General features: G+C 65.7%; 16 protein-coding genes and 2 tRNA genes. 8 read left to right on the top strand and 10 right to left on the bottom strand.

The window, feature by feature from the left end; all coding sequences use genetic code 11:
* Positions 1-5: 5 nt before the first annotated feature.
* Together ACO06X_RS17270 and ACO06X_RS17265 are read left to right on the top strand one after the other, a co-directional pair.
* Positions 6-1,007: a polysaccharide deacetylase family protein gene (locus ACO06X_RS17270; protein ID WP_421837423.1), complete on the top strand. Its 1,002-nt coding sequence runs from the start codon at positions 6-8 to the stop codon at positions 1,005-1,007.
* Between the two features lie 48 nt (positions 1,008-1,055).
* A tRNA-Ile gene (locus ACO06X_RS17265) sits at positions 1,056-1,131 on the top strand.
* 56 nt (positions 1,132-1,187) lie between these two features.
* Here the strand turns inward: ACO06X_RS17265 and astD are convergent.
* Both astD and ACO06X_RS17255 read right to left on the bottom strand, forming a co-directional pair.
* The gene (gene astD, locus ACO06X_RS17260) at positions 1,188-2,591 is read right to left on the bottom strand and encodes a succinylglutamate-semialdehyde dehydrogenase (protein WP_421837422.1); all 1,404 of its coding nucleotides are present in this window, start codon (positions 2,589-2,591) and stop codon (positions 1,188-1,190) included.
* Between the two features lie 79 nt (positions 2,592-2,670).
* Entirely contained in the window at positions 2,671-2,871 is a 201-nt protein-coding gene (locus ACO06X_RS17255; protein ID WP_421837421.1) for a hypothetical protein, read from the bottom strand.
* Positions 2,872-3,036: 165 nt separating this feature from the next.
* On the opposite strand from ACO06X_RS17255, the gene ACO06X_RS17250 reads away from it, so the two are divergent.
* The 3 genes from ACO06X_RS17250 to ACO06X_RS17240 all read left to right on the top strand — a co-directional run bounded on the left by ACO06X_RS17250 (position 3,037) and on the right by ACO06X_RS17240 (position 3,993).
* Positions 3,037-3,113, top strand: a tRNA-Pro gene (locus ACO06X_RS17250).
* A gap of 382 nt (positions 3,114-3,495) precedes the next feature.
* Positions 3,496-3,801, top strand: coding sequence for a hypothetical protein (locus ACO06X_RS17245; RefSeq protein ID WP_421837420.1), 306 nt, complete (start codon positions 3,496-3,498; stop codon positions 3,799-3,801).
* Positions 3,802-3,840: 39 nt separating this feature from the next.
* Positions 3,841-3,993, top strand: coding sequence for a hypothetical protein (locus ACO06X_RS17240; protein WP_421837419.1), 153 nt, complete (start codon positions 3,841-3,843; stop codon positions 3,991-3,993).
* Between the two features lie 101 nt (positions 3,994-4,094).
* Here ACO06X_RS17240 and ACO06X_RS17235 read toward each other — a convergent pair whose 3' ends face one another.
* A complete protein-coding gene (locus tag ACO06X_RS17235) occupies positions 4,095-4,874 on the bottom strand; it encodes an SDR family oxidoreductase (protein ID WP_421839940.1) in 780 nt (259 codons plus the stop codon).
* A 522-nt stretch (positions 4,875-5,396) separates the two neighbouring features.
* Positions 5,397-6,395, bottom strand: coding sequence for an alpha/beta hydrolase (locus tag ACO06X_RS17230; RefSeq protein ID WP_421837418.1), 999 nt, complete (start codon positions 6,393-6,395; stop codon positions 5,397-5,399).
* A 293-nt stretch (positions 6,396-6,688) separates the two neighbouring features.
* Between ACO06X_RS17230 and ACO06X_RS17225 the strand changes: the two genes are divergently transcribed.
* Complete coding sequence (locus tag ACO06X_RS17225; RefSeq protein ID WP_421837417.1) at positions 6,689-7,867, top strand: glycoside hydrolase family 68 protein; 1,179 nt, start codon at positions 6,689-6,691, stop codon at positions 7,865-7,867.
* On the opposite strand, the gene ACO06X_RS17220 is transcribed toward ACO06X_RS17225, so the two are convergent.
* From ACO06X_RS17220 to ACO06X_RS17205, 4 genes are all read right to left on the bottom strand, one after another.
* Positions 7,864-8,865 (bottom strand): LacI family DNA-binding transcriptional regulator, encoded by a 1,002-nt coding sequence (locus tag ACO06X_RS17220; RefSeq protein WP_421837416.1) that lies wholly within the window; start codon positions 8,863-8,865, stop codon positions 7,864-7,866. The genes ACO06X_RS17225 and ACO06X_RS17220 overlap by 4 nt on opposite strands.
* A 98-nt stretch (positions 8,866-8,963) precedes the next feature.
* Positions 8,964-10,649: a carboxylesterase/lipase family protein gene (locus ACO06X_RS17215; protein WP_421837415.1), complete on the bottom strand. Its 1,686-nt coding sequence runs from the start codon at positions 10,647-10,649 to the stop codon at positions 8,964-8,966.
* 76 nt (positions 10,650-10,725) lie between these two features.
* Complete coding sequence (locus ACO06X_RS17210; RefSeq protein ID WP_421837414.1) at positions 10,726-12,879, bottom strand: TonB-dependent receptor; 2,154 nt, start codon at positions 12,877-12,879, stop codon at positions 10,726-10,728.
* Between the two features lie 92 nt (positions 12,880-12,971).
* The gene (locus ACO06X_RS17205) at positions 12,972-14,039 is read right to left on the bottom strand and encodes an alpha/beta hydrolase (protein ID WP_421837413.1); all 1,068 of its coding nucleotides are present in this window, start codon (positions 14,037-14,039) and stop codon (positions 12,972-12,974) included.
* Positions 14,040-14,215: 176 nt separating this feature from the next.
* Here ACO06X_RS17205 and ACO06X_RS17200 point away from each other — a divergent pair, with 176 nt between their 5' ends.
* On the top strand, positions 14,216-15,334 hold the full coding sequence (locus ACO06X_RS17200; protein ID WP_421837412.1) for an alpha/beta hydrolase: 1,119 nt from the start codon (positions 14,216-14,218) through the stop codon (positions 15,332-15,334).
* On the opposite strand, the gene ACO06X_RS17195 is transcribed toward ACO06X_RS17200, so the two are convergent.
* A complete protein-coding gene (locus ACO06X_RS17195) occupies positions 15,331-16,389 on the bottom strand; it encodes an alpha/beta hydrolase (RefSeq protein WP_421837411.1) in 1,059 nt (352 codons plus the stop codon). The genes ACO06X_RS17200 and ACO06X_RS17195 overlap by 4 nt on opposite strands.
* A gap of 257 nt (positions 16,390-16,646) precedes the next feature.
* On the opposite strand from ACO06X_RS17195, the gene ACO06X_RS17190 reads away from it, so the two are divergent.
* Entirely contained in the window at positions 16,647-17,807 is a 1,161-nt protein-coding gene (locus ACO06X_RS17190) for a hypothetical protein (protein ID WP_421837410.1), read from the top strand.
* Here the strand turns inward: ACO06X_RS17190 and ACO06X_RS17185 are convergent.
* On the bottom strand, positions 17,792-19,531 hold the full coding sequence (locus tag ACO06X_RS17185) for an NAD(P)-binding domain-containing protein (RefSeq protein WP_421837409.1): 1,740 nt from the start codon (positions 19,529-19,531) through the stop codon (positions 17,792-17,794). The genes ACO06X_RS17190 and ACO06X_RS17185 overlap by 16 nt on opposite strands.
* Positions 19,532-19,555 lie beyond the last annotated feature (24 nt).

Genomic DNA, 19,555 nt, shown 5'->3' with positions numbered 1-19,555 from the left:
CAGGCGTGGCTCAGCCGAACATTCTCGACGTGCCGGGTGCGAGGCAGCACGTGCGCTTCGCGCCGGCTTTCGGCCAGCGCTTCATCGTCACCGTGGATACCGAGGAAGAGTTCGACTGGACACAGCCGCTCGGCCGCACCGGCCACGGGCTCAGCCACGTTCCGCGCCTCGCCCGCTTTCAGCAGTTTTGCGAAGGTGTGGGCGTCGCCCCGATTTACCTGATCGACTACCCGATCGCGACCGATCCCGCCGCGGTCGATGCGCTGGGTGAGGCCGTTGCTGCCGGGCGTGCCGAAATCGGCGTCCAGCTCCATCCCTGGGTCAGCCCGCCGCACGACGAGGAAGTGAACGTCTTCAACAGCTACGCGGGCAATCTTGCGCCGGAGCTGGAAGCGGCGAAGTTCAACACGCTGAAGGACACGATCGAGCGCGCCTTCGGCAAGGCCCCGCTGATCTACCGCGCCGGCCGGTATGGCGTGGGGCCTGCCAGTGCCGGGATCCTCTCGCAAGCCGGGCTCGCGATCGATACCTCGGTCCGCGCCCGCTTCGATTACAGCTCCACCGGCGGCCCCAACTTCACCGAGCACCCGGTTATGCCGTGGTGGGTCGACAAGCCCGGCGGTCTGATGGAGCTGCCGCTGACCACCGTGTTCTGGGGCATGCTGCGCCAGCAGGGCCCGATGCTCTATCCCCTGCTGTGGCGCATGCCCAAGCTGCGCGGCCTGCTTGCACGCATGGCGATGCTCGAACGCATCCCGCTGACCCCGGAAGGGGTGAGCATCGAGGAAGCGATCAAGGGTATCGACATCGCACTCGACGAAGGCCTGCCGGTCCTCGTATTTTCCTTCCACAGCCCCTCGCTGCGCCCCGGCCTCACGCCCTACGTGCGCGATGAGGACGGCCTCGATCAGCTTTACGACTGGTGGCGCGCGGTTTTCACCTACCTCAAGCAGCGCCAGATCCGTCCTGCCGGCGTGGCCGATATCATCGCAGGCGTAGAGGTCTGAGCCGCGCTTGCCATTCGCCCGGCAGCGCATTAACCGGACGATCAAGGTGGGCCTGTAGCTCAGCGGTTAGAGCTGGCCGCTCATAACGGCTAGGTCGCGGGTTCGAATCCTGCCGGGCCCACCAACCTGAAGTGCGCTTGAGGTGTGCTCGCAGCGTCCTTCTCACTCCGGATTTTGGTGCTAACCGCGCAGCCCCGTCAGCGCTGCGGCGGCGATCGCCGGGCTTTCCAGACTTGCCACCGGCCACGCGCAATAATCCGCCGCGTAATAGGCGCTCGGGCGGTGATTGCCCGAAATCCCCACGCCGCCGAACGGAGCGGAGGACGCCGCGCCGTTGGTCGGACGGTTCCAGTTGACGACCCCGGCACGCGAAGCGGCCCAGAACCTGCGGTAGAGCGCCTCGTCGCCGCCGATCAGGCTGGCGGCAAGTCCGAAGCGCGTCGCGTTGGCCGCCGCCATCGCTGCATCGAAATCGGCCACGCGGATCACCTGCAGCACGGGGCCGAAGATTTCCTCGTCGGGCACGGCAAGGCCGGTCACGTCGATCATCGCGGGCGAAAGCAGCGGTGTGTCTTCGCGCAGGCGCACCAGCGGGCGGATCACCTCTCCGCCCATCGCCACCAGCGCGTCCCACGCCTGCTCAACTCGGGCCGCAGCGTACATATCGACCACCGGGCCCATGAACGGCGCCGGTTCGTCGAACGGCCCGCCCGCGATGATCCGGTCGGCCATGGCAGAAACCGCAGCGATCAGCGCATCGCCGTCCGGCCCCACGATCAGCCGCCGCGCGCAGGTGCAGCGCTGGCCTGCCGAAAGGAACGCCGATTGCAGCACCAGCGAGGCCGCCGCGTCCACGTCACCTTCCGCAATGTCCCATGCAATCAGCGGATTGTTGCCGCCGGTCTCGATCGCGAGGATGCGGTCCGGCCGCGCGGCAAAGGCCTGATGCAGCGCGAGGCCGGTGTTCGAGGATCCCGTGAACAGCAGCCCGTCGAGCTCTGGATGGGCGGCCAGCGCGCGGCCGGTATCGGCGCGGCCCTGCGTCACCACCAGTACGCCTTCGGGCAGGCCCGCCTCGGCCCACAGACCTGCCATATAAGCGCCCGAGGCCGGGGTCAGTTCGGAGGGCTTGAACACCACGGCGTTGCCCGCCAACAGCGCCGGCACGATATGGCCATTGGGCAAGTGCGCGGGGAAATTGTAGGGGCCCAGCACCGCCAGCACGCCATGCGGCTTGTGCCGCAGCGCCTGCGGCACCCCGGCGGCCTCGCCGAACCGCTCACCGGCTCGCTCGGCCTGCGCAGTGATCGAAATGGCAACTTTCGCCGCCACGGTGCCGACTTCGGTGCGGGCCTCCCACAGGGGCTTGCCCGTCTCGCGCGCAATGACCCGGGCAAAATCCTCGGCATGCGCCTTCACCACTTCGGCATACCGCTCTGCAATAGCGATGCGTTCCGCCAGCGGGCGCAGTGCCCAGCCGCCCTGCGCCGCGCGGGCTGCCAAGACCGCAGCATCGACGTTCGCATCCTCACCCTGCCACAGCACATCGCCGGTCATGGGGTCGGTGGAAGTCCAGGTGGTCATGATCGCTCCTCTTGGCTCAGGTGTCGGTATTACCCGCTAGCCAATTGGGCGCGCGCCCCCTGAAGGTCAACCACCCTGCTCAATCCTCGTCGATGACCTTGGGCTTGCCGGCGCCGCTGATCAGGTGGCGGGTGACCCAGCGCCCATCCCCGCCCTTCTCGAGCTCCCGGCCGCAATGCTTGCAAGGCCCGATCTTGAGATGCCCTTCATACCGCACCGAACGCCGCGACGGCGAATGCTTGCCAACCAGACACCGCAGTCGCTTGAAAAACTCCGCCATAGACCGACCTGCTCCCGCTCGTCCGCCACTTTGCCCCCGGGGCGGAACTGTTATAGAATATGCCAGTACTAAGGGGAAATACCAAGGCTCCCTATTCCCGAACGGTAGCGGGAAACTCGATTGCGCCTTGCCGCACCGCCACCGCATGTTCTAGGGGGGCCCGGTCGGGGAGTAGCGCAGCCTGGTAGCGCATCTGCTTTGGGAGCAGAGGGTCGCAAGTTCGAATCTTGTCTCCCCGACCAATTTACCTGCATGCAACGGCCGGATTGCATGAGCCGTGACTCAAATTTCGCGGAACTGACGCAATGGGCGCATTACAAACGATTGGCAGCAAGGGCTTGTTCTGACCGCTCGAAAGTAGGCCTGCCATGGCTTCAGGAATTGATAGGCGGGCCGGCTACTTCGGTTGGAATTGCGACGGTTATGTCTGGCTCATCGTCCAATTCCATGGCCGAATGTCCCTCGTCCAGGCTGGAGCGCTTCACACCCTTGAAAGCCCAGTATTCCATTCCTCTGACAGTCTTCCAGTCATACCCCATTTGACGCACCACGGCCAAAGCGGCGGCTGCGCTTGTCGATGATCCCTACGCCCATGCCATCTACGGTTTCGCCTTCTTCTTCGGCGTGGGGCTGGCGCGTTCGGAAGACGCATGGGAGGTCATCCTGCATCACTGGCGCGTGCTGCTCGGCGGTGCAGCGCTGGGCTGCGCAAGCATGTTCGCCCTGCACGGGCTGAGCGACGGAACGTTCGCATGGGAGACCGCCCGCGCTCTCTCACGCGCCATTCTGGCGTGGAGCATGATCCTGGGACTGCTTGGTCTCGCCCAGACGCGCCTGCACTATGATGGCCCGGTGCGGCGCTATCTGACCGAGGCTATCTTTCCCTATTACATCGCGCATCAGACCATCATCGTCGCGGCGGGGTTCTAGCTGAAGCAAGCCGGGGCGCAGCCGGAACTGGCATTCGGCGTGATCCTGCTGACAACGGTGTTCGGCTGCGCACTGACCTACGAGATCGCGCGGCGGGTGAACTGGCTCAGGCCTTTGGTCGGACTGAAGGCGGCACCCCTTGCCACGAAGTCTGCCGAGCGGCTCACTGAAGTGCAGCGCTCGGTAGAATGAAGATCGCCACCACCCTCGTTGGTCGCGGGCAGGTGGTCTCGTTGGCCGTTCCTGTATGCAAAGAGGGGAGCGGGCGCGATTGATCGCGCCCGCTACTGCGATCAACCAGGAGAAGCTGCCGAGCCTGCGAGCAGCCCGCCATCGATGTTCACTTCTGTCCCGGTAACATAGGTCGCTTCATCCGAAGCAAGTGTCACGACGATGGCAGCGACCTCTTCTGGCATGCCGAACCGCTTCAGCGGCGTGTCCGCTACAAACGCCTTCATCTTGGCATCCCGGTCGGGACCATTTCCCAGCATCGGCTCCCAAATTGGAGTAAGGATGGCAGCCGGGTGAACCGAGTTGCAGCGGATCCGCCAGCCTTGCTGTGCGCAATAGAGCGCGACCGTCTTGCTGTGATTGCGGATCGCCGCCTTGGACGAGGCATAGGCAGCGGCACCAGGAATGCCGACCAGACCCGAACGCGAGGAAATGTTGATGATCGATCCAGTCCCCGATTCCTTCATCGCGCCGATTGCATAGCGGCAGCCAAGGAACGTCCCGTCAAGGTTTACGCGGTGAACCTCCCTCCAATCTGCAAGGCTGGCGTTTTCGGGATCGTGGGGCGCCATGCCTCCTTCGAACCCTGTTACGCCGGCATTGTTGACCACTACATCGGCCGCAGGAATAATCCTGGCCATCCGCAACCAGCCAGCCTCTTCGCGCACGTCGAGAGGTTCGAACCGACAGCCAATTTCAGCGGCAGTTGCAGCGCCCGCAGTCGCATCAATGTCAGTGACGATGACCACGGCGCCTTCGTCATGGAAACGCGCCGCAATAGCGCGACCAATACCACGCGCAGCGCCAGTGACGACGCACGTCTTGTTCTTCAATCTTTGCATGATGTTCTCGAAAATCAGGAGTCCAGCCAGCGGATCACTCCGCAATCGTGCTCATTGCCGCCTTAGCGGTGACGCTGGATCATTTCGAAAACTCCCGAAGCTGCCATCAATGTACGTCGGTGAGGGATCGAGTTCAAGTCATGAAGTCGCCTGATACAAGCCCATTTGCAGCCTTGAAACACTTACCAGGAGCGACTGCTTCATCCAAAAGCAGACCTTCAAGCACCCCGTTCTTAATGGCTGCTTCGCCTCAATTCTCCGCGCCTCAACTTCACTCCGAAAGTATTATTATTTATCTTCAATTGCTTACGTCGGAAAAAGGCTGTCGCGAAATACAAATCACTCTGCTCGCAACTCGGAGGCAAACAACACGCACTTTCAAGTTCAATGTTTATATATTTCAGTTATTTGCTTGGCATTTACGATTCACAGGCTTTGCAATCCCACAGCGACTGCCGGATACCTTTGCTGCTTCCCAGAACCCGGTGCGCAACACCAATCGCTGTGCGCCACCCAGCGCACTCAGGCTGCAAGCTGTGAGCCATGGCGGTCGAGAAACGCCGCGAAAAGGGCTGGCCATTGACCGGCTGGGGCATTCACCGGACCGATGCCGAAGCCATGCCCGCCTTCCTCGAAAAGATGCAGTTCCGCCGGGCGCCGCGCCGCTCGCAGCGCGTCGATGAACAGCATCGTGTTCTCGTAGGGCACAGCCTCGTCATCAATCGCATGGACGAGGAATGTCGGCGGTGTCGCCATATCGACATGGCGTGCGGGTGATCGGCGGACAATCGCCTCTTCCGTGGGCTGAGGCCCCAGCAGGCGCTGCGCCGAAAGCAGATGGGTGTGCGGCGGCGTCGCGGCAATCACCGGATAGATCAGGCCCGCACAGCAGGGGCGCGCATCGAGCGCATCGGCTGCATCACGCGGGGCATAGACCGGTTCGGCGGCGGCGGTGATCAGCGAAGCCGCAAGGTGCCCCCCTGCGGAAAAACCAAGAACCGCGACTGTCGCCGGATCAATCCCGAAACCCGCAGCGCCAAAGCGGATCACGCGCATGGCCCGCTGCGCGTCTTGCAACGGCACGTCGGAACGGTTGGCCCAGCCTTCGCCCGGTAGACGATAGACAAGCACGAACACCGTGTAGCCGCGCGCGGTCATCACGCGGGCGACATCGGTTCCTTCGTTGCGGATCGAGATGAAGGTGTAGGCGCCGCCCGGAATCACCAGCAGCGCCCGACCATTGCTCTTGCTCTGCGCCGGGCGGAACACCCTGAGCTCAGGCCGGGCGACGCCGGTGATGAAGGCCGGATCAAGCGTGGCGGAGCGAACCGGGGGCGTGACGGGCGCACCGGGCGGCGCTGCAGCCCACAAGGCGATGGTCTCTGCTGCGGTCCATTCGGGCGGGAGCGGACCGCCGCCGGCCGGGATCCGGAGTGCGGCGCGTGCAGCCAAGGCGGGCGCGGGCATCAGCAGCGCACCGCTCCCGAGCAGCACTTGCCTGCGGTTGACTGGCCCATCCATGGCACTCTCCCATTCCTTGTTGCGTGCCCGCTCCCCGGCGTGCGGGCACCGGTGCCTCGCGCAATCATCATGAAGCGAAGCTGCCCACCGCGCCACCGGCACATTGTGCAGAGCGCGGCTTGAGGAGAATGGCCAGGCACGGCAAACTGATCATTGCGTAATCGATTGCTCTTTCTTACACTGCCCGCTACGGCATGGCCAGCACGTTTCTGGTCGGCATTTTCGGGGAAGCGCCTGTTTGCAAGGATTTGCGGGCGGGATGGCTTGCGGGGCGGCAGCATGAGGGACATTTGATGACGGCACCGAAGGTCAAGAACCCTGATGCAGCGCCAGCCTCGCGATCCAGCGTTTTCGACCGGCGCTGGACCTCGGCCGATCTTGCCCTGCTTGATCAGGGGCCGGACAACACGATCCCGGCGTTCACGCGTGAAGTGGCTGCGCGGATCGCCGGCCATGACCTCTGGGACATGTGGCCGGTCGAGTATCCGGATGGCTGTCTTCCGCGCTTTGACGGCGCATCGCTATGGATGGTGCTGGCCGCGCCGGCAGCTGCAGATCCGGATGAACGCCATGCCGTCGCGCGCATCCATCTCCTGTCCGGGAAGGACGGTGTCTGGACCCTGCACGGTCCGGTCTTTCCCGAAGACTTCACCCCCGGAAGCCGCGAATGGTCCGGCTCGGCCGTGCTGGATTCGGCTGGCTCGTCGCTCACGGTCTTTTTCACTGCAGCAGGGCGCCGAGGGCTTTCCAGCCCCAGCTTCGAACAGCGCCTGTTTCAGGCCAGCTGCCGCTTCGCCCACGCGGATGGTGCGTTCAACTTGTCCCACTGGAGCGCACTTGCGGAATCGATTGTCGCAGATGGCCAGCACTACCTCCCCGCGAACCAGACCGAGGGGCGCGCAGGGGAGATCCTGGGCTTTCGAGACCCCGCCTGGTTCCGCGATCCGGCAACGGGGCAGGCCTATCTGTTCTTCACCGGGTCTTCCGCCCGCGCCGCCTCGCGCTGGACAGGGGTCATCGGCGTGGCTGAGGCTGATCCGGCGGGCAGCTGGCGGCTGCGCCGGCCGGTGATCGACGCGTCAGGCCTCAACAACGAGCTGGAACGTCCGCACATGCGCTGCGTGGCGGGCCGCTACTACCTGTTCTGGTCCACCCAGGCCAAAGTCTTTGCAGACGAAGCCCCGCCCGCGCCGAGCGGTCTTTACGGCGCCGTAGCGCCATCGCCGCTCGGGCCGTTCACCTTGCTCAACGGATCGGGTCTCGTCGCGGCGACCCCCGCCGAAGCGCCTGCGCAGGAATACAGCTGGTGGGTGCTGGACGATCTCTCGGTAATCGGATTTGCCGACTATCCCGGCCTCGCCGATCCGGCAGTTCTGGAGGATGCCACCCAGCGCCGCGCCCACTTTGCGGGTTACCCCGCCCCGTTCTTCCACATCGCGCTCAACGGCGCATCGGCGCGAGTTGTCCGCTAGGTCGAACCGCGCACGATCAGTTGCGGCTCGATTTGCTGGGAGGCCGTCTCTTCGCCGGCAATCCGGCGCAGCAGGGTCTGGGTAATCAAGTCCGCACCGTGCCGCAACTGCTGGTCGATCGTCGAAAGCGGCGGAGCCATGTGCTCCCCGATCGGCAGGCCGTCATACCCGATAACGCGCACATCATCGGGCACACTGCGGCCCAGATCGCGCAGCGCACGGATCACGCTGATCGCGGTGACGTCAGACCCAGCAACGATCCCGTCGGGCATTACAGGCAGCGCGCCGAGCTTCTGGCGCAAATCAGCGTAGGCTGCATCGGGCTCGAAATGCGTGGGGATGGCGGTCAGGCCATCAAGCCCGGCTTCCTGCACCGCACCGCGCGCACCTTCCACGCGGTCTCCGAACTCGCTCCCTTCGACCGGCCCGGCATAGGCAATCCGCCGACAGCCCCGCTCGATCAGGTGCAGCGCCGCCATGCGCCCGCCGAGCCGGTTGTCCGAACCGATCGAGCAATGATGCTGGCCCGGCGAATGGCCACCCCAGACGACCATCGGCATATAGCGGCGCGAGACCGTCTCGATCACATGAACCTGATCCGATTGGCCGACCACGACAATGCCATCGACACGCCCGCTGCCGATGAACCGATCGATCCAGCGGTCGTTGCGCGGGAGCACGCGCGAGAGCAGCAGGTCATATCCCCGCTCGGCAAAGGCATCGGCGAGAAACCCGGTCATCGTGTTGAAGAACGGATCGGACAAGTGCTGCAGCGCTTCGTGCCCCAGCGGCACCAGCACGCCGATCGTCATGGTGCGCTGCGTGCGCAAGTTGCGCGCGGCGACATTGGGCTGGTAGCCCAGCTTCTCGGCAAGAGCGGCAATGCGCTTGCGCGTTTCCTCGCTCACCCGGCCCGATCCCGTCAACGCGCGCGAAGCGGTGGCGGTGGAAACCCCGGCGAGTTCGGCAAACTCCTTGATATTCTTGACGCTGACCATGTGACCCTTTGTATCCGGACATCGCCTACCGGGCAAAACCCTGCGAGCCGCACGCAGCGCAGCTTACACAGACCGCTGCGGGCGGCCAATGGGGGCGCTCAGAGCAAGCTGGCGCGTTCGGCCGCATCGATCTCGCCAATGAGCGCGGGGCTGGCGTCCAGCCGCAGCGAGGGGAAATCGCCGGGCGCAACCGGGCGCCATGGCGGGAGGCCCGCGCCATCGGGCACGCCGCCCGCGGCAAAGGCAACCAGCGTGCGCGACATCCGCGCTGACAGGTCCTGCGCTTCAGGCCCGCCGCCCGTCATCGAAGCGCAGCGCGCTGCGTTATCGAACCAGAACGGAATATCGAGGCAGTGGAATGCACGCGGACGGCCATCGAGCACGGGGGTCTGCCATGCAAACCAGAACAAGTGCGTGCGCTGCGCTCTTGCGGCAAGGCGGCGCGCGGCCTGATCGATCACTGCCTGCCGGATCGGCGCGGTGGCGATGCGCGACCACAGGTCAAACGGCTTTGCGGCGGGAGTCGCGGCGCGGAAGGCCCGGATCACGGCATCGGCGCGGCCGGGCAGGAACCGTTCGACGCGCGCCCTGAGGGCTGCTTCGTCCATGGCGTCGCTGTCCGGCTGGTTGATCCCGGTCACGAACTCGTTGAGCGTGGAGCCGATGATAAGCGGAACCGCCGGATCGGTGGCGGGTATCGCCGGACCGGCCGGATCGGCCAGGATCGTGCGGCCATCGATCACCGGCGCATAATCGAGGATCTGCGGAATCCGGCGCACATCGACGAAGCCGTCGAAGGGCGGGTTGATCCGCGCGGCAACGCGATCTGCCGCCGCGCGCAAGTCGGCATAGGGCAGCGCCTGTAGCTTGGCGATCTCGCCGCTCCCCACCCCCAGTTCCGCCAGCAGCAGCGCGCTGAGCCGGGCGCTGAGCGCAGGCGTATTGAACCCGGCGAACGATCCGCTGAGGATCGCCGCGCGGTGATAGAGGCCACGCGCCGCCGGCATCGCCATCAGCGCCGAAACCTTGGCTCCGCCGCCCGATTGGCCAAAGATCGTCACCCGGTCCGCATCGCCGCCAAACGCGCCGATGTTGTCCTTCACCCAGCGCAGCGCGGCTACGATATCGAGCATGCCGAGATTGCCACTCTCGGCAAAATCCGGACCCCATGCGGAGAGATCGAGGAAGCCGAGCAGATTGAGCCGGTGATTGAGCGTGACGACAACGGCATCGCCGGTTCGGGCAAGGTTCTCGCCGTCGAAGGCCGGGATATCGTGGCCCGACCCCGCCGCGAAACCACCCCCATGAAGCCAGACGAGCACCGGACGCCGCCCCGCATCAAGCGCTGGCGTCCAGACGTTCAGCCGCAAGCAGTCCTCGTCCGCCACGGCATCGTTCCAGCGGAAGATGAAAGCTTCCTCATCGTGGAAGCGGCCGATGCCCTTGTCCTGCGGCGCGATCGGGCCGTAGTGCAACGCGGACCGCGCGCCCTGCCATGGCGCAGGTGGCCGGGGCGGGCGGAAGCGGTTGGCCCCGCCCGTTGGCGCGCCATAAGGCACGCCCTTGAACATATGAACGCCGCCCTGGCGATAGCCCCGGATCAGGCCTGCGGCGGTGCGCGCGGTGACGACGGCGGGATCGGTGGACAAGGCCGCGTCCTCTTGAGGCATGGCCGCTGCAGCGGCGGAAGTGCCCGGGGCGAGCGATAACCCCGCCGCAAGCCCCGCGCCCTTGATCAGGCTGCGGCGATCAAGCCCCCCTGCCCCTGCAGATCTATGGGCCATGGTTTCTGCGCCTTGTGAACGTTTGGCAGGACAGCGCCCGGCTCCACGAGGGAAACCGGGCGCAGCCACCGCCAGATCAGTTGGTGTTGAGGCGGAACGTGACCCCGATGGTGCGCGGGCGCGGCCCAGCCAGCAGCGTCGGGCCGTTTGCCGAGGTCGGCCCGCGCTCATCGGAGAGGTTGTCTGCAAAGAGGCGCAGCTCGTAGCGATCGCGGCGCAGGCCGATGCTCGCCTGGAACAGCTGATAGGGGTTGATCTCGTTCACCGTGGCATCTCCCAGCCGGAAGCGGCCGACCGCGGTCGCCGATCCGGTGACGAACATTTCGTACTTGCCGACGTTCGTTTCGTAGGTCGCGTCGAGCCGGAAGTTGTGGGTCGGCGTGTTGAGCAGGCGTTTGCCGTTGGCAATCCGGGGGTCCGCGCCGTTGAAGGCGGGGATCACCTTGGTGAACTTGGAATCGTTGATATTGCCGATCATGTTGAGCGTCAGCCCCTTGAGCGGCGTGCGCCAGGTCGCTTCGAGATCGATGCCCTTTGCCTTGCCGTCACCCAGATTGGCGAAGGCGGCAAGGCCGATCGACGTGTTGAAGGCGCTCTGGATGTTCGTGTACTTGATATCATAGAGGCTGATCGCGAGGCGGAGCGCGCCATCGAACAGCGTGCCCTTGGTGCCGATCTCAAGATTGCGCAGCTTGTCGGGCGTGAGCGAGAGCCCGCTGGGCACGCCGTCTGCAATCACCGCATCGGCCTGGGCCTGCGATTGCAGGATGCCGCTGCGGAAACCGGTGCCGGCGTTGAAAAACACCGTCCAGTTCGGCACCGGATAGTAGGCCAGGTTGGCGCGCCAGGTGACCGCATCGGGTGTTGCCTTGATCGATACGGGAACGCCGTTGGAAACCGAATCCGCGGTGCGCTTGTCCTTGAAATAGCGCAGTCCGACCAGCGGGACGAGCTTGCCGCCAAACAGCTCGTAGCTGGCCTCGGAGAACAGCGCCGCGTTCTCGGTCTTGGTCACGGTCTGGCCGCTCAGCGCAAAGGCGGGGAAGTTGAGGTTGAAAGTATAAAGGCTCCGTGCGTTCTGATAGAACACACCCGCCACGCCCTTGAACGGCCCGCCCTTGTTGGTGGCAAGGCGCAGTTCGTTGACGAAGTTGCGCGCATCGCCGCCGTTGATCAGCGTGCCGATGCCGAGCGGCGCGCCGAGATTGAGACCGACCTGGAAACCGCCGGGCAGCGACTTCTGATACGAGGTCGCGTTGGTGAGCGTGAGATCACCGATATCGCGGGTGATCGTGTTGGAAAGATACCAGGCCCGGCGGCGGTCATAGCCCACCACGTCGCCCTGGAACGAGGCATAGGGCGGCTTCACCGAGTTGATGACGTTGAGGTAGTTCTGATCGGTGCTGAAGTACCAGCCGCGCAGGCGCACGGTGGTGAGAGCATCGGGCTTCCACAGCAGAACCGCCTGAATGTCCTTCGAGGTGACGTCGTTGGCGTCCTTCTCGCGCGGGGTGCCGGTGGGCGCACCCGAATAGATATCGGCATAGCCCGCGCGGCGATCGTAGCCACCGCTGACGCGCAGGCCGAGCTTGCCTTCGATCAGCGGGACCGAAATGGCGGCGGCACCGCGGTAGTTGGGATCACCGGCATCGCCCGTTTTCGAAAGCTCCGCCTCGCCCGCAACGGTGATCTTCTCGAGATCGGGGTTCTTGGTCCGATAGATGATCGTACCCGCTGACGAGCCGAGGCCATAAAGCGTACCCTGCGGTCCGCGCAGCACCTCGATCCGGTCGATATCGAAGTATTGCACCGGCGGCGCGGCCTGGTTGTTGGGCACGCCGAACGGGGTATCATCGAGGTAGTAGCCGATCAGGCCATCGCCGATAGGGCCGCCCGCGCCCGAGCCACGGAACGAGAAGATGCGGTAGCCCGCGCCGATTTCCTGCGCCTGCGAGGCACCGGGGATGAGCTGGATCAGATCCGACCCATCGCGCACGTTGCGCTGCTTGAGCGTGTCGCCGCCGAATGCCTGGATCGCGATCGGCACCTGATCGAGCTTGAGCGAGCCGGACTTGAGCGCGGTGACGATGATTTCGTCAGCGCCGGCCGCTTCGCTGGCCTGCGGTGCCGCTTCCTGCGCATGGGCAGATACCGCCGACATCATGGCGATGGTGGCGGCGGCACCGGCGAGGCACGCGCGCAGTTGGTTGCGATGGTGATTGGGCTTCATGGTATCCTCCCTCGTTCTTGAGTGTTTGCGTAATCGATTGTGCAACGAGTGTCAAACCGTTGCCTGCTCGCACTTTGGGGCGAGTGTTTGCTTCAGGTTCTGACGGATGCGGGCTGGAAGGCAGCGGCCAGCGCCGCCTTCCACGATGCGGTGAAGGTGCGCGCGGCGCGCGATGCGGGTGCGATGAAATCGAAGCCGTGGTACGCGCCGGGAATGACCAGCAGCTGCGTCGGCACGCCGGCCGCGATCAGCGCCTGCGCATAAGCCACGTCTTCCTGGGCAAAGAGATCGATCGCACCCACGCCGATGAACGCGGGGGGCAGACCGGCAAAGCTGCCGATCCGTGCGGGAACCGACCCCGGCGGCACCGATGCACTGCCTGCAGGCTGGCCGAGCAGAGTGGCCCAGCCGACCCGGTTGCCCGCCTCGTTCCAGCCGATCGTGCCGATGAACGGCGGCACCCGGCGCGTGCTGCCGGTGCGATCATCGAGCATCGGGTAAATGAGCACCTGATAGCACAGCGGCACGCTGCGGCGGTCGCGCGCGGCGATGGCCACCATGGCCGCAAGGCCGCCGCCCGCGCTCTCACCCATGACCGCAATTCGCGCCGGATCCACGCCCAGCGCGGCTGCATTTGCGTGAAGCCAGACCAGCGCGGCATGGCAATCCTCGAGTGGTCCGGGGAATGCGGTTTCAGGCGCCAGCCGGTAATCGACCTCAACCACCACGCAGCCCATTTCCTCTGCAAGGCGCTGGGAAGCCGGGAACGTGTCCGTCATCCGGCCAACAATGAATCCGCCGCCGTGGATATGCAGCACCGCCGGACGTGGCGCTTCGCCAGGGCGCGCACCGATCACCGCGATCGGCACCTCGGGATGCCCCGGCGCCCCGGGAATGCGGCGCAGATCGATGGCCGGGGATGCGAGCGGCGGCGGTGGTGGCGGGGCCTTCAGCCGCATCGCCCGGATCGCGGCAGGATCGAGCGGATCGGGCAGCGGCCGGGCCAGGATCATCCTTGCGCCTTCGCGCAGTTCAGGATCGACCATCCGCAGCGGATCGCCCACCGGCGCTGTCGAAGCCGCAAGGGCCCGCAGCGGCATGGCTGTCAGCGCGGCGGCACTAGCAGCAGCAAGGCCGAACGATCTGCGTGTGAACGTCACCCTCAATCCCTCTAGCTTTGCCGCAATCTCTGGCGCGGTCATCGGCGCACACACTCGCGCGCAATCGATTACCTTCTTACACCTTGCGGTCACAATTGCAATCGATTACGCAAGAGCCAGATCGGGACGGCAGACGCGAAGTCCTCGCCGCGGATCATCAGGAGAGAAGCCGCGCCATGATCAGCCCGACATTTCCCATGTGCGCCCGCGCGATGCGGCTGGCTGGCGCGCTCGCGCTGGCCATCGCGGCACTGACCGTCCCGCAGGCGGCTATCGCAGCGGATGCACCGCCCAAGGTTGCCGTGGATGCAGACGGCACGGTTCATGTGCCCGCAATGGCCGTGCCGGTCTCGTCGATGCTCAGCCCCGAGGCAAAGCAGTACATGGCCGACCATCTGCACGACATGCAGAACCCGGAGAAAGTGAAGCAGGTGGCCGGCGTGCCGGTGTTCATGGAGCCCTATCTCGCCGAAGCGAGGGCCGCGTTTGCCACCACCATGCGCGAGCACCGCATCGGCGGGGTGCGCGTGTTCGACTATGCTCCCAAGGCCGGGATCGCCCCGCGCAATGCCCGCCGCGTGCTGATCAACCTGCATGGCGGAGGCTTCATGGGTTGCTTCCCCGGCTGCGCAGAGCTCGAAGCCATTCCCGTGGCCGCGCTCGGCAAGGTGCGGGTCGTCTCGGTCGATTACCGGCAGGGTCCGGACCACACCTTCCCCGCCGCCAGCGAGGATGTGGCGCTGGTCTACCGCGAACTGCTCAAGTCCCACCGCCCGGAGCAGATCGGCATCTATGGCTGCTCGGCCGGCGGGATGCTCACCGGCATGTCGCTGGCTTGGTTTCAGAAGCACGGCCTGCCCCGCCCCGGTGCGGCTGGCATCTTCTGCGCAGGCCTCACCAGTTCGTCCAACGGCTTCGGCGGCGATGCCGATTACATGACCGCCGCCGTGGGCGAGGCCCGCCCTGCCCCGGCATGGCCCACCACCACCCCGCCGACATGGACCGCCCTACCCTATTTCAAGGACGCGGACCCCAAGGACCCGCTCGTCTCGCCCGGCTCATCCGATGCCGTGCTGCGCCTGTTCCCGCCGACGCTGATCCTCACCGCAACGCGCGGGTTCGAACTGAGTTCGGCGGTCAAGACCCACACCCGCCTCGTTGCGCTCGGCGTTCCGGCGGAATTGCATGTGTGGGAAGGCCTGTTCCACGGCTTCTTCTACAAGCCGGACATGCCCGAATCGCGCGAGGCCTACGCCGTCATCGTGAAATTCTTTGACCGGAATCTCGCGCGCTAAGCCGCGAAGGCAGCGCGGAGTTCCGCTTTCCACGCTGCTGTGAATTCCCGCGCCACGCGCGCTTCGGGCACGACGAAATCGAAGGCATGCCATGCGCCGGGCGTGACATGGATACGCGTTTTCACCCCTGCCGCGATCAGGCGCCCGCCAAACGCGATATCCTCGTCGACAAACAGATCGAGCGCGCCGACGCCGATGAAGGTGGGGGCAAGACCTGCCAGATTGCTTTCCCGAGCGGGGACGCTGCCGGCGGGCACCGCATCCGATCCCGCCGGTACGCCCAGAAACGCCGACCAGCCGAACCGATTGGCCTCAGCCGACCAACCAATCGTGCCGATATGCGGCGGCACCTTGCGGGTCGAACCGGTGCGGTCATCGAGCATGGGATAGATCAGAACGGCCTGACACAGCGCCACCTTGCCGCGATCGCGCGCCATCAGCGCGACCATCGCGGCCAGCCCGCCACCGGCGCTTTCACCCATCACCGCAATACGCGCCGGATCGACACCCAAACTCTGCGCATTGTCCGCAAGCCATTCGAGCGCGGCATAGTTATCGAGCACCGGGCCAGGGAAAGGCGTTTCCGGCGACAGGCGATAATCGACATTGACCACGACCGCGCCGAATTCCGCCGCAAGTGTTTGGCAGAACGCGGTCATGTTGCGGGCGCGGCCGGAAATCATCCCGCCGCCGTGGATATGCACGATCGCCGGCCTTGGCGTGCTTGATACGCCGGGCACGATCAGTTCGACCGCGACGGGCGGCGCGCCCGCCGGTCCGGGAATCGTCTGGAGCCTGACCTCGGGCGCGGCCAGCAGCGGCAGCGGCGCCCAAGCGGCGCGCATTGCCGGCAGAGCCTCACGCGTCATCGGCGGAAATTTCTGCCCCAGCATCGCGCGCGCTGCCGCGCGCAGTTCGGGGTCGACCAGTGCAAGCGGATCGGAACCGGCTGCCTCGGCCGCCTGGACAAGACTGCTGCGCGCAAGCCCCGGCACAAGCGCCACCGCTCCGGTGCCGAGAAGGATGCGGTGCAGATCGCGGCGACTGAGGGTCAATGAAAACTCCTGCCAAGGCGGTGCGGCGACCGGACCAGATGACGAGTACGGTCTGCGTGGTTGCGCAACCGATTACAAGAGGCTTGAGCGGGCCACCGCCAAGCGCGTGATGCCTGAGTGTCTGCAGAAGGGTTCGCCGTCAGCTTCTCCAATTCCATCACCGTAAGCCGCTTCGGTAGCGGCGCCCCCCCCGCGCTTGACTCGAGCTGCACCCTGCCCAATAAACCAGATAATTATTGGATCATCGAGGGTATGGGATGGCGGCGCACAAGGAATCTACCGGCCCCGCACCCTCCCGCATCTCCCTCGGCGCCTGCCTCCTGATCGGTGCAGCAGGGCTCCTCGTGCTTGGCGTCCAGCCACTGCTTTATGGCAGCTACGTCCACGAAGGCCGGATCGGCGAGGCCAGCCTTGGCCTCCTCGCGGCCATAGAGATCGCTGCCATCGCGCTGGGCAGTGCGGGCGGCATCGCGTTACTGGGGCGGACGCCGGCGCGCATGGTCGCGCTGATCGGCATCGCCATTACCATCGCAGCAAACCTGCTCCCGGCCGCAATCCCGCTGCTGCTGGTCCGCGCAGTGTCGGGAGCGGGCGGCGGCCTGCTGGTCGGCGTCGCGGCCGGTGCCATCGCGAAGGCCAGGGGCCTCAACGCCGCAGCGGCCGCGTTCCTGTTCCTTCAGTCCGCCAGCCAGTACGCCATCCTGCAATGGTTCGCGAGCGCCGCCGCACCCGGTTCGGCGGCTGATGTCCAGCACGCGCTCGCCGTGATCGCCGCGCTCACCGCGCTTGCACTGCCGCTCGTGCCGTCGCGGCTCGCCCCCGCCGCTCATGCCGAAATCGCCGCCAGCAAGGGTGCCATCCCGCTTTCCGGCTGGATCGGCCTCGGCGCCTCGGCACTGCTGGTCGGCGCGGTCATCGGGATCTGGGCCTATATGGGCCTGTGGCTCGAAGCACGCGGCATCGCGCCCGAACGCATCGCGCCGATGGTCACCGCTTCGATGGTCGGGCAGATGGCGGGCGCGCTGGTCGCCATTGCCGTGGGCGAGCGCGGGCATGCCGGGACGAAGGCGGTGGTCACCGGCCTCGCCCTGGTCCTCATCGTCGCCCTGCTGTTCCTGCGCGGCGCTGACGGCGCCGCAGGCTGGGGACTCATCGTCGGTTACGGTTTCGTGTGGATGGTCCTCACGCCCGCGCTCACCGGCTTCCTGCTTGAGGCCGATCCTACCCGCCGCAGCCTGCCCTTCGCCGCCTCGGCACAGCTTATGGGCGCAGCGATCCTGCCCACGGCAGCGGGCATGATGATCGAGGCGCAAGGGATCGATACCGTGCTGCTCGCGTGTTCAGCCGCCGTCGTTCTCGGCCTCGTGATGATCGGAGGGGCGCTCGCGGCGCGCCCCCGGCTTCAGGCGGGGACGTAAGGCTCGACAGGCAGCTCCTCGTACCGCGCCTTCAACTGCAGTCCGAGGTACTGCGAGTAACTGCGCGCCATCGCGAGATTTCCGGCCATGAACCACAGCCCCGGTTCGGGCGTCGGCTTCCACAGGTTCTTCATCTCGCCTTCCCACGGGCCTTCGTCGCCCGGGAAGCCCGAGCCATAGCCCCAGGTCTTGCCGATGCGCTCGGCAACCTCGGGATTGATGAGGCGCGCCACCCACTGCTTCATATCGCCGAAACCGGTCGCGTAGATGATCCTGTCGGCGCGTTCGTGGCTGCCGTCAGAGAGCACGAGCCCGTCCTCGTCGATGCGCTCGATGGTGACGCCGGAACGCACTTTGATCCGCCCGTCAGCCACCATTTCCGAAGCGCCGACATCGACATAATAGCCTGACGAAGTACGCTGGAACTTCATCGCGATGCCCGTGCCGTCCGGCCCGAAATCGACCTGGAATCCTGCATCGGTGAGCCGCTGGTAGAACGGCGCTTCCGAAACCCGCAGCGCATCCCACGTCGCCCTGTTGACCTTCTCGGCAAGCCGCAGCGGCACTGACGCACTGATCAGGTCCGCCTTGTCGGTAACGAGTCCGGAATCGAACGCCTGCTGCGAATAGGCACCGGCCAGCAGCGTCTCCATGTTCGATTGCCGCACGATCAGCGTGGAGGAACGCTGGATCATCACCGGCTCGGCGCCATGGCTCACCAGATCGGCGCAGATATCATGTGCGGAGTTGTTGGCGCCGACGACGACTACCCGCTGGCCCTCAAGCCCTTCGCCGCCCGGATGCTCGCTCGAATGGCATTGGTGGCCCTTGAAGCTGTCCCGCCCGGGAAATTCCGGCGTGACCGCAAAGCCCGCATTACCCACCGCCATCACCAGATGTTCGGGCACAAGCGTCACCGGCTTCCCGTCGCGCAGCAGCTCCACCCGCCACTTGCCCGTGGCAGGATCGCGGGAAATGCCCTTGCATTCGGTGCTGGTCCAGATCCCCAGTTCCATGATCCCGGCGTAGTATTCCAGCCAGTCGCCCATCTTCTGCTTGGGCGTGTAGACCGGCCAATGATCCGGGAACGGCACGTAGGGCATGTGGTCGTACCACACCGGATCATGCAGCAGCAGCGACTTGTAGCGCGAGCGCCACTGGTCGCCCACGCGCGGATACTTGTCGACCAGCAGGCACGGCACGCCCAGCATCTTGAGCCGCGCGCCCAGCGCAAGGCCGCCCTGCCCTGCGCCGATCACCAGCACATAGGGCGGATTGCTCTCGCTCCACTGCTCCACATCGTCGTGGCGCACGTCTTCCCAGGTGCGCTGGCCGGTTTCGTCCACCACACCCGAATGGCGCCGCCCGCGCAGCGGTTCCTCGAAGCCCTTGAGCTCCTTGAGCGCCGTCAGCAGCGTGAAGCACTGCTCGCCCACCAGCCGCACATAGCCTTCGCCCCGGCCCAGCGCAGTCTCGAAGCTGATGAAGCCTTCGCTCGCCCCGGCGGGCGCATCGCTGGCAAAGCCGCCAATGCCGGAATCCCGTGCCCGTGCGCTTGCGAAGGCGGTGATCGCCGCCGTCCCCTCATGCGTCGCCAGCGTCCAGCCCAGCGCCAGGTAATCACGCCACAGGCCATCGGGCAGGAACAGGCCCGCCACCGCCGCGCCATCCCCGGCGGCCAGCGCCGCGCCGAACTTCTCAAGCCAGCCATGTACGTCAAGCATCAGGAATTGCCGCCTTTTTCTAAG

The organism is Novosphingobium sp., assembly GCF_965229225.1.
Lineage (GTDB): Bacteria > Pseudomonadota > Alphaproteobacteria > Sphingomonadales > Sphingomonadaceae > Novosphingobium.
Note: the sequence above shows the minus strand (reverse complement) of the source record. Positions and strands in the feature narration are given on the sequence as shown.